The organism is Chamaesiphon sp. VAR_69_metabat_338 (genome assembly GCF_031423935.1).
In the GTDB taxonomy this organism is placed as follows: domain Bacteria; phylum Cyanobacteriota; class Cyanobacteriia; order Cyanobacteriales; family Chamaesiphonaceae; genus Chamaesiphon.
Genome location: NZ_JANPGM010000761.1, coordinates 1 through 9,971, shown reverse-complemented (window position 1 = coordinate 9,971; position 9,971 = coordinate 1). Strand labels below are relative to the sequence as shown.

8 protein-coding genes and 1 pseudogene are annotated in these 9,971 nt (G+C 48.6%); 6 read left to right on the top strand and 3 right to left on the bottom strand.

The window, feature by feature from the left end:
* The first annotated feature begins 704 nt into the window (after positions 1–704).
* The 5 genes and pseudogenes from RMO84_RS21045 to RMO84_RS21455 all read left to right on the top strand — a co-directional run bounded on the left by RMO84_RS21045 (position 705) and on the right by RMO84_RS21455 (position 6,261).
* The gene (locus RMO84_RS21045) at positions 705–884 is read left to right on the top strand and encodes a hypothetical protein (protein WP_310490390.1); all 180 of its coding nucleotides are present in this window, start codon (positions 705–707) and stop codon (positions 882–884) included.
* A gap of 67 nt (positions 885–951) precedes the next feature.
* Positions 952–1,332, top strand: a complete 381-nt coding sequence (locus tag RMO84_RS21040; protein ID WP_310490389.1) for a response regulator — start codon at positions 952–954, stop codon at positions 1,330–1,332.
* Positions 1,333–1,438: 106 nt separating this feature from the next.
* Complete coding sequence (locus RMO84_RS21035) at positions 1,439–3,478, top strand: response regulator (RefSeq protein WP_310490388.1); 2,040 nt, start codon at positions 1,439–1,441, stop codon at positions 3,476–3,478.
* A gap of 340 nt (positions 3,479–3,818) precedes the next feature.
* Positions 3,819–5,205 (top strand): annotated as a pseudogene (locus tag RMO84_RS21460) (ATP-binding protein); the annotation flags it as partial.
* 249 nt (positions 5,206–5,454) lie between these two features.
* Positions 5,455–6,261 carry a histidine kinase dimerization/phospho-acceptor domain-containing protein gene (locus tag RMO84_RS21455; protein ID WP_396135915.1) on the top strand — a complete coding sequence of 269 codons (807 nt, stop codon included), beginning with the start codon at positions 5,455–5,457 and terminating at the stop codon, positions 6,259–6,261.
* Here RMO84_RS21455 and RMO84_RS21020 read toward each other — a convergent pair.
* From RMO84_RS21020 to RMO84_RS21010, 3 genes are all read right to left on the bottom strand, one after another.
* Entirely contained in the window at positions 6,258–6,698 is a 441-nt protein-coding gene (locus RMO84_RS21020; protein WP_310490385.1) for an NlpC/P60 family protein, read from the bottom strand. The two genes, RMO84_RS21455 and RMO84_RS21020, sit on opposite strands and share 4 nt — an antisense overlap.
* Positions 6,699–6,945: 247 nt before the next feature.
* Positions 6,946–7,605: a DNA-3-methyladenine glycosylase gene (locus RMO84_RS21015; protein ID WP_310490384.1), complete on the bottom strand. Its 660-nt coding sequence runs from the start codon at positions 7,603–7,605 to the stop codon at positions 6,946–6,948.
* A gap of 30 nt (positions 7,606–7,635) precedes the next feature.
* Complete coding sequence (locus tag RMO84_RS21010; RefSeq protein WP_310490383.1) at positions 7,636–8,226, bottom strand: Uma2 family endonuclease; 591 nt, start codon at positions 8,224–8,226, stop codon at positions 7,636–7,638.
* Between the two features lie 464 nt (positions 8,227–8,690).
* Here RMO84_RS21010 and RMO84_RS21005 point away from each other — a divergent pair.
* Positions 8,691–9,971 (top strand): DUF3854 domain-containing protein (locus RMO84_RS21005; protein ID WP_310490382.1); only part of this gene is annotated, 1,281 nt, incomplete at its 3' end.

Genomic DNA, 9,971 nt, shown 5'->3' with positions numbered 1-9,971 from the left:
GCGAAAAAGATTGCTTGGTCGATTGTGATTGCAACTAAAGGTCGTGCGGGTTTTATTAATGAATTATTCAATAGTAGTGAGTAATTAGAAAACTTTGGCGATAATATCGTCCCCTTCCAGTGGCGACGGGTGTTACCTGCTGGTGCGAGTGAATTGCCGTTTAATATTCGATCGCCGCGTTATGACGACTAATATGGTGGCAAGTTTGGCTTCCCAAACATCAGTTATTCGGTTGCCAAACGCAGTGCTACCCCGCTCCGCAAAGACCTAAAGCTGACGATCCGGCACTGTTTGCAGATATGGCTCAAGGGATGGGTTATTGGGACAATCAACCGCAATCGATCTCAGCACTCAATCTGGACTATGAGGATCTAGCACCTCGTCGCTAAGATAGATGGTTGTGGGAGTGGATGTCCGCCGAGAGCAACTAAAAACCGTGTGGGGCGGTCTCTCGATCTGGATGTAGGTGAGACAGACAGGGCAACTACATCATTAAATAAGGCAATGTTGTAGGTGTCAAAATCGAACGGAGAGGGGGAGGAGGCAGAATATAATTTCAGCCGCTTTCGATCGCGCTTGCATCTTCTAACTTAACGATCTATTTAGATTCAGCGAGTGAATAGTGTGCGAGGATTAAAGTATAGAAATTTTTCGAGGCGATCGCCGCCGCCGTTGAGCTGTCTAGCAAAATATCCAAATTTGCCATGACTCCGACCTTCTGTCTCGATCGACTACTATTGATGTGCGACCTTGAGGCACGCAACCTGGAGGTAACTTCGGACTTGGGCGAGTTTCCCCGTCCAGCAGGGATTTGGGTCGTTAAATACTCAGGCTTTGTTGAGGAGCGATTCGTGCTCCCCAGTGTGGGAGCGGGATCGAGATAATCGATCCTCATGCCAAAGTCGGAGGTATCCGCTAAGAGTTATTCAGAATTATAGTCGAGGTATCATCGTGAGTAGTAAGCGGATCTTAGTAGTTGATAACGAACCGTCGATCCAGGAAGTTGCTCAAATCTGCTTAGAAACTGTAGCCGGATGGCAAGTAACGATTGCTGGCTCTGGGTTAGAAGGATTAGCAACTGCCGAACGGGAACAGCCAGATGCAATTTTATTAGATGTCATGATGCCAGATATGGACGGACTAGATACTTTTAGTAAATTGCAGGCTAATCCGGCAACCCGATCGATTCCCGTGATCTTGCTGACTGCTAAAGTTCAAATTACCGATCGCCAAAATTATACCGAACTGGGGATTCGTTCGACGATTGCTAAACCGTTTAGCCCTCTAGATTTGGCTCAACAAATCGCGACAACTTTGGGATGGCAACTATAGGTTCGTGCCCATGCTGAGACAATCGCTCCCGAACTAAATCTAGTTGCAATTAGTAGCCAGTTAATCTCGTGCCGCAGCGACTAGTCATTGAAATAGTTGGAAAATCATGAAGATTTTAGTAGTCGAAGATGATGTCCTCGTCGCCGATCTGCTCAGAATGACGCTGTCCGAGCGGAATTATGCTGTCGAAGTCGTTCATGACGGACAGGCGGGAATGGATTGTATCGAAGCATTCGATTACGATCTGCTGTTATTAGATGCAATCTTGCCCAAACTCGATGGGATTAGTATTTGTCGTCATGTGCGATCGCGCGGTTATCTGATGCCGATTTTGCTGCTGACGAGTAAAGATAGCAAGCACGATCGGGCGATGGGATTGGATGCAGGGGCGGATGATTATGTAGTCAAACCATTCGATCCTGAAGAGTTGTCGGCACGGATTCGCGCCCTGTTGCGGCGGGGTAACGATCGGGTGCAAACTGTGTTAACTTGGGAAAATTTGACCCTCAGCCCGTGTAATTACGAGGTTACTTACCAAAACCAACTGCTCAACCTCACGCCTAAAGAATACGCCCTGCTCGAACTATTTCTGCGTCACAATCGGCAGTTGTTTAGTTGTGGCGCGATTCTCGAACATTTATGGACTTATGAAGACGTGCCGAGTGAAGAAGCGGTGCGCACGCATATTAAGGGACTCAGACACAAACTTAGAGCCGCCGGGGCACCAGCAGATCTGGTTGAAACCGTCTATGGGATTGGCTATCGGCTGAAAGCTAGCGATCCGGAGAGCGGACGACAGCAGCAACGGAGCGGTCGCCGTCAATCAAGCGGTGCAGATCGCCTGGTGCTAGCCAACGGAGCGGTGGAAACCGCTAATCCAGAGCCGATCGAGACTGCCCAAATCGATCGCCCGCTCTCGGCAGATGTCTGTGCGCCAGTACGCGAGATCGAAGGTAAAATCGAACACAAATCCGCCGTCAGTAACACTTTGGCTGCCGAGGCTGGTGGTGTTCCCCAATTTCTCACGGCAATTTGGAATCGCTATCGCCCGCAAACCCTCGATCGATTAGCCAGTATCGAGCGAGCGAGTCTTGCCCTCCAATTGCGATCGTTAACTCCAGAAATTAGGCAGCAGGCTTGGCAATCCGCTCACAACCTCGCTGGCAGCTTGGGGACATTCGGATTTCCACTCGGTTCCCAAGCTGCCAAACAAATTGAATTACTCTTAGATGAAAAAACCGAACTGACTTGGGAGTGCCTGTCCCAACTCCAATGCAATGTAGCCGTATTGCAGCAGGAGATTGCCAAGCCTGCCGCCACGATCGCAGCAGAGCTGACGTCTGTGCCCTGTCAACTCCCGTGGCTGCTGGCGATCGTCCACGAGAGTACCTTGGCAACGTCACTAAGTTTTGCAGCCCAGCAACGGTTTGAGATCGTTAGGGAGATCGCCTTAGCACCCGATCGATTGGCACAACAACCCCAGCTCGTGATTCTCGACCTCGATTGTTTTGCCAGCGTCGATGACGGATTAGCCGCATTATCCGAGTTAGATCGGGATTATCCGCAGATTCCTGTCGTGGTCTTGAGTCAACCCCATCCGGATCTGGACGATCGCTCGCTTGGTAATCCGACTAAAAATGAGGCTAACGGGCTGCACCACCGCATTGAAGCAGCCCGCAGAGGTGCCCGGTTGTTTTTAGCCAAACCGCTGCCTGCCAGCCAAATTTTGCGGGCTGTCGATCGCGTATTGCAACAAGCTCACGCCAGTCAAGCCAGGGTGACGATCGTCGATGACGATCGGTTGTTATTGGAAGGCGTCAGTTCTTTGCTCTCGGCGCGTGGGATGAAAGTGACGACACTGTCCGAACCCAGTCGCTTTTGGGAAACTCTGGAGGCTTCGGCTCCGGACTTATTGATTCTCGATTTGGATATGCCGACCCACGATGGGATCGAACTCTGTCGGGCGGTGCGCACCGATCCGCACTGGGCAAGTCTGCCGATTTTGTTTCTGACGGCGCACACAGCCGCTTTAGCCAGCGATCGGGTGTTTGCCGCTGGTGCTGATGACTTTGTGACCAAACCCGCGAGTGATGCCACATTGGTGACGCGGATCGTAAATCGACTCGAACGAATCGGACGTCAGTGATGCTAGCGGGAGCGGGGAGTGGGGAGCGGGGAGTTGCTGTACCACCGTATGGGAGTTGGGAGGGAAGAATCATCCCAGAGATCGGCAGCGTCAGCATTTTAGTAGCACAATTATCGCTAAGAGTAATCGCGAGTCGAGAATCGGGAATATTAAGTGAGCGATCGCCTAATGCTGGGATCGCAATATTTAGTACAATCGCAGCACCCAGACGCGATCGTTACAGATGATGACTTACGACAGCTCAAACTTGAATCTCCCTGGTTATCGGGCGATCGCCGAAATTTATCGAGACGCCAAAACAGTAGTATATCGTGCCGAGCGAGTTGGGTTAGCAGTCGGCATGGAGCCGCGCCTAGTGGCAATTAAAGTCTTGGCATCAGCGTATCCGACCGAGTCTGATTTATTGGCATTGCGCCATCAGTATGCGATCGCCAGCTCGCTCGATCTTGAGGGGAGCGTGCGCGTGTATAGCCTGGAGGAAGTAGATCGCGGCTATGCGCTGGTAATGGAATATTTTGGGGGCATATCGCTGGATCGGTATTGCCAAGACCGGCAAGATCGGTGCTTATCGCCGATCGAGACGATCGAGATTGCGATCCAGTTGGCGGACACCTTGCACGCGCTCGATCGCCAGCAGATCGTCCACCAAGACATCAAACCGGCTCATATCCTGATTCAGCCGCAGACCAAACAGGTTAAACTCATCGACTTTAGTATTGCTGCGATCTTGCCGCACGGCACACCAGCCCCGATCGCGCCTCAGCGGTTGGCTGGTACGCTGGCTTACCTGGCTCCAGAACAGACGGGACTTGATTATCGTACCGATTTTTATGCGTTGGGAGTCACCTTGTACGAGCGACAGGTTTGCGATACCCGATCGACTGTATGGGCGGGAAGTAGCCATCCGCACCTTGCTTGATACTTTCAATCGAGTTGCGGTGGGTGGTAGTGAATTGATGTTAGTGGCTGGTGGCTCTGGGATGGGAAAAACTGCGGTCATTAATGAAATTCACAAACCGATTTTCCGCCAGCAGGGCTTATTTATTAGAGGTAAATTCGACCAATTCGATCGCAATGTGCCACTGTCTGCCTTCGTCCAAGCTTTTCGAGATTTAATCGGCCAGTTATTAAGCGATAGCGATGCCCGATTAGCACAGTGGCAAAGCCGGATTCTGACAGCAGTGGGCGAAAATGGCCGAGTTTTAACCGTAGCAATTCCCGAACTAGAGCAGATTATTGGCATTCAACCGCCAGTTACCGAACTAGTTGGCATGGCGGCACAAAATCGATTTAATTGGTTATTCCAAAAATTTATCGAGATTTTTACGCAACCAGCCCATCCCCTGACGATCTTTGTAGACGATCTTCAGTGGGCAGATGCAGCATCCCGACAATTAATTAAATTGTTAATGGAGAGTAAGGGCTATTTACTCGTGTTAGGGGCGTATCGAGATAATGAGGTATCGCCGCTGCATCCATTGATGCTGATGGTGTCTGAGTTACAGCAAGCCGCAAAAAGTGTAGGGACGATCGAACTTGCTCCGCTTCAGCTTCAGCAGATCGAGTGCTCGATCGCCGATACCTTACATTGTGAGATCTCGCGATCTCAACCACTCGCGGCTCTCATCGCCAGCAAAACCCAAGGCAATCCATTATTTATCGCCCAGTTTCTCAAAGCTTTAGCAGCAGATGGCGAGCTGAAATTCAATCCTGATGGCTATTGGGAGTGGCAAAGTAGAATTATTACCCCTGCCGGTCGCCGCAAATGGGTGCGGGGCGAATCCCGACAAACAACGACGACTGCTGGCGCGATCGTGTGGGACGGCATTTTGCTAGATGTGACCGAACAGCAAGCTGCCTTAGACGAACGCGAACGCGCCGAACTCGCCCTCCGCCAGTCGGAAGCCCGCTATCAACAGTTAGCAGACAATATTCCCGGGATTATCTATCAATTCCGGTTGGCTCCAGATGGCAGCATGACTTATCCCTATATCAGTTCGGGTTGCGAGGATCCGATCCACCTCACTCCCGCAGCGGTAATGACTGACGCTCAGTGCGCGATCGAGTTAATCCATCCCATAGATCGCCTCGATTTACGCCAAGTCTTAGCGGCTTCGGCGCGAGATCTCACCTCGATATTGTGGGAAGGACGGATGGTGCTGCCTACTGGCGAAATTAAGTGGATTAAGAATGCTTCACGACCAGAGTTACAAGCTGATGGTGCGATCGTGTGGGATGGCATCATGCTGGATATCACCGCACGCAAACAAGCCGAAATCGAGCTACATCAAACCAACGAGCGGTTGGAAGCGACCATTGAGGAACTCCAACACGCCGCCCGCCTCAAGGATGAGTTTCTAGCGACGATGAGTCACGAACTGCGCACCCCTTTAAACGCAATTTTGGGGATGTCTGAAGCCTTGGGAGAGCAACTCTTTGGCAACCTCAATCCGCGCCAATTGAGTTCGATCGAGACGATCGCCAGCAGTGGCGAGCACCTTTTATCATTAATTAACGATCTCCTCGATGTTGCCAAGATTGCGGCTGGCAAGCTCGAACTCAATATTACTCAAACGTCTCTGGCGGAGTTATGTAAATCGAGTTTAATATTGGTCGGGCAACAGGCCACAAATAAGCAAATTCTGCTCGATAGTCATTTATCCATCGATGGCGATCCGATCGCGATCGACGAACGGCGGATGCGGCAGGTGTTGCTCAACTTACTACCTACTGATTCGCCGCAGTTTCTAACCGCTGAGGTTACAGGTAGCAACTTGGGTTAATTAGAAGGTAATAAAGATAAAATCCGGTAAGGACGCTTGCCCCAGTAACTATCAGGTGCAAAGCTAGCCTCCTTTACACCCGTGCTAGTTTGCGCGCCAATAAATTTTTTGCCCCCCACATCGGTGACGATGCCCATGTGCGCGGAGGCACCTCGATATGATAAAAAGACGATCACATCCCCGACTATCGGTGCTTTTGTAACGGCAAAATCTGCATCATGCAGGTAATCATCAGCCATCCGGTAATCATACCCCTCGAACACCCTACTATAGACGGCATAGACAAAGTGCGAACAGTCTACGCCATTTTTGTCTTTACCACCATAGCGATAGCGAGTTCCCTTCCAAGATTTGGCTTCAGCCGCCACAGTATGCAGATCTTCTGATGTCAATAGATCGTCAGAATGCTCTTGGGTACCAGCAATTGCGGGTAGCATAGACGAGTAAAGGACTAAAGCACACACCAGAATTTTTCGATACATATCGGGTACGACAAATAGGAGATAATTTTAGAGATCTCATGCACGAAGGTATTGCAGGGAATCAGTTTCTTGCCGATCCTGCCGATCCGCTCGGGCATGAGGTTAAGTTGTAGAATGACTTGCTTCTACAGTTAAATTACCCAAATTTAGTATCATATCGATCGCGATTGCGTGCTCTAAATAGATCGAGTACTTACTCCCATCAACCAAATTTTGAGACTGCTTGACACCCTTTGAGGTACCACCGCCAAGGCAAATCGATCCCTTGTGTTAGTCCGATCCTCGTTGTTTGCACGATCTCGATCGCAGAGCTTGTCCCTAGGCTACTCGTTCCTAAATCTAGCTGGGTTTGCCACTCGATCTGTCGATGTTCCACCCACATTTCCTGTCCCCAGGCGAGCTTGGTGCCATAGAGATCCAAGTTAATCTGCATCGCCAGACAGAGTTTTCCCGGCCCTGCTGCGGCTCGTGCTGGCTTCTCCTTGGGTCTTAACGTAATAGTATTTAGCGTCTCTGGTTCTAGTTCCAATGCCCGAATTAGCACCGCACTGGGCGCACCAACTCGATCGGTCACAATATTGACGCAGTGATAGATGCCATAAATCAAATACACATAGATATATCCCGCCGCACCAAACATAATTTGATTGCGCTTGGTTTGCTTGCGATAGGCATGACAAGCCGGATCGCCCTCTTGATATGCTTCGGTTTCGACAATTAATCCGCGTAATTGTCGGCCATCGGGGAGTTGCCGCACCAACGTGCAGCCGATTAAATCTGGTGCGACACTGACAGCCGATCGATCGAACCACTCGGTGAGAATGACTCGTTGTGTATTTGCGGCTGAGTTTAGCTGAGTCATAAGTTTTAATTCGATCGAGCAAAAATTTGCTTAGAAAATCGATCGCAGATCCAGCGTAAACCCAAGTAGCACATCCTCACCGTTGAGGGTTTCGGGATCTTCTAGAATTTCTACATCTCGCTCTGGGCGATAAATTTCGACTGTTTTATCTTGGGGGTTAACTAGCCAGCCCAAACGCACTCCGACTCGCCGATACTCTTCCATCTTGGCTCGAACCTCCTTTAAAGGGTCACTTTTAGATCTCAGCTCGATGACAAAATCAGGCACCACCGGAATCAGACCGGAAGTATCGACTCCCTCTAAGCGCGACTTCTCGATCCATGACACATCTGGCGATGGATTCTTGCCGCCAACAGCCGTAAAGTTATAGCCTGTCGATGAATCAAATCCTTCACCCAGCCCATTTTTCTCTACCCAATTACCAAACTGGACGATTAACTTAAAGTTACGCTTACCAGTATCTCCACCAGTTGGGGGCATCACGATTAATTCTCCATCTCTATTTATTTCTAGTCGCAGGTCTGGATTGAGTCGGCACAGGCGATCGAACTCTTCTGGCGTGACTCGCAGCCGCACATCGGCAACGTTAAGCAATAGTGGCTTGACTTCTAGTATTTGCATGATGCTTCGTAGTTTTACGATTTGAGTTGTCGTGAATACTGGTTGAATATCGAAACCTCCCCTTTAATATTTTGGCCGATCGAGTTATGAATTTCTAATTTCGATCGAGAATTGTCAGGTATTTTAGCGATCGTTCGATTCTCCACAGGAGAGGCTACGCCAACGCGTACCGCTACAGATAGTGTTTAAAAATAGTCAATATCCCTAGACAGAATATTTCCTCAAATAGACTACTGGTATTGACACATACAAAAATTCACGAAAGATCGGCCATTCGTGCTATGGCTATTATTGTCATTAGTTCTTTACAGCATAGATGAACTATTAGTGTGGGCATATTACGCTATCGCTAGTGGTTAAAAATAGTCAATATCCCTATATGCAATTAAATAGATTCTTTTCGATCGATCTCGGTTTTTTAGAGAAATTTCGATTAGAATATGAATCCCTCCTCGCAATTGCAGATGGCTATGGTACAAACCAATTTAGATCGTGCCCATCACAACGAACTAGTTACTGCTAGTAATATCGATCGCGAATTAGTATCTATAAATTTTAGATCTTTACGAGGAAATTCTAGTTACGATCGATTATTTATCTCACCACAAATTCCGCGCAATAATAGCGGTCAAGTCATTCCAAGTTGGATGAAAAGATACAATCACTGTGCTAAAGGTGGCTGGTGGTGTCATGGATTAGATCCATTAAATGATTGGCAACCGATGGAATGGGGCACTTTCAAGCCCAATTCTCCCGCCAAAAGTCAAGATGGCAAAGTTATTAAATACGAACATCCGCCCAATATATCGACGCGATTGTTTTGTTTGCGCGTAACCAAAGAAATCTGGACAAAAACTGCTAACTTATTTAAATTAAAACTACCAGTAAATATTGAAGTCGATTCTCAAGGTGAAGCGATCGGCTTTTGGCAGTGGGTTCTCGATTTCCAAGTCCCGATCGTCATCTGTGAGGGGGTCAAGAAAGCCGCTACTCTATTGACTTATGGCTATCCCGCGATCGCCTTGCCAGGGATTAATAGTGGCTATCGCGTCGTGCGCGATTTTCAGGGTAATACGATTGGGAGAAACTTGATTCCCGAGCTAGCAATTTTTGCAAATCGCAAGCAAGAATTGTCGATCTGCTTTGATTATGAAATCATCCCCCGCAAGGCGAAGTTACTCGATACAGCAATCGTCCATTTAGGCGAGCTATTACAGCAAGCTGGCTGTATTGTAAAAGTAATTAGATTACCAGGGATTGAAAAAGGTGTTGATGACTTTATTGTCGCGCAGGGTATCGATGCTTTTTACACTATTTATCAACAGGCTCTAGACCTAGAAGTAGATCTCGCCCAATCAAAACGGCATAGCGAATTAAGTTATCCGGCAAATCTAGCCTTAGAGACTCGGTATTTACACAATATTGATTTTCCAGATAGTGGCATTGTCGGGATTAAGTCAGCCAAAGGTACTGGTAAAACAACTGCATTAATTCCAGTCGTCGCGGCTGCTCAAGCCAATAATCGCCCGGTATTGTTGTTAACTCATCGCATTCAATTAGGGAGATTTTTGTGTCAAAGAATTGGTGTGAATTGGATTAACGAACAGCTTCCCAAACAGCAGTCAGATAGCCTCGGCTTATGCCTAGATTCGATGTGGAAACTCAATCCTCACGACTGGGACGGCGGGGTAATTATCTTAGATGAAGTCGAACAATCTCTGTGGCATTTACTGCATAGTTCAACG

Bases quoted from the DNA above. Each gene is read 5' to 3' on its own strand.
- RMO84_RS21045 (WP_310490390.1), top strand. From the start codon at position 705: ATGACTCCGACCTTCTGTCTCGATCGACTACTATTGATGTGCGACCTT.
- RMO84_RS21035 (WP_310490388.1), top strand. From the start codon at position 1,439: ATGAAGATTTTAGTAGTCGAAGATGATGTCCTCGTCGCCGATCTGCTC.
- RMO84_RS21455 (WP_396135915.1), top strand. From the start codon at position 5,455: ATGACTTATCCCTATATCAGTTCGGGTTGCGAGGATCCGATCCACCTC.
- RMO84_RS21020 (WP_310490385.1), bottom strand. From the start codon at position 6,698: ATGCTACCCGCAATTGCTGGTACCCAAGAGCATTCTGACGATCTATTG.
- RMO84_RS21015 (WP_310490384.1), bottom strand. From the start codon at position 7,605: ATGACTCAGCTAAACTCAGCCGCAAATACACAACGAGTCATTCTCACC.
- RMO84_RS21010 (WP_310490383.1), bottom strand. From the start codon at position 8,226: ATGCAAATACTAGAAGTCAAGCCACTATTGCTTAACGTTGCCGATGTG.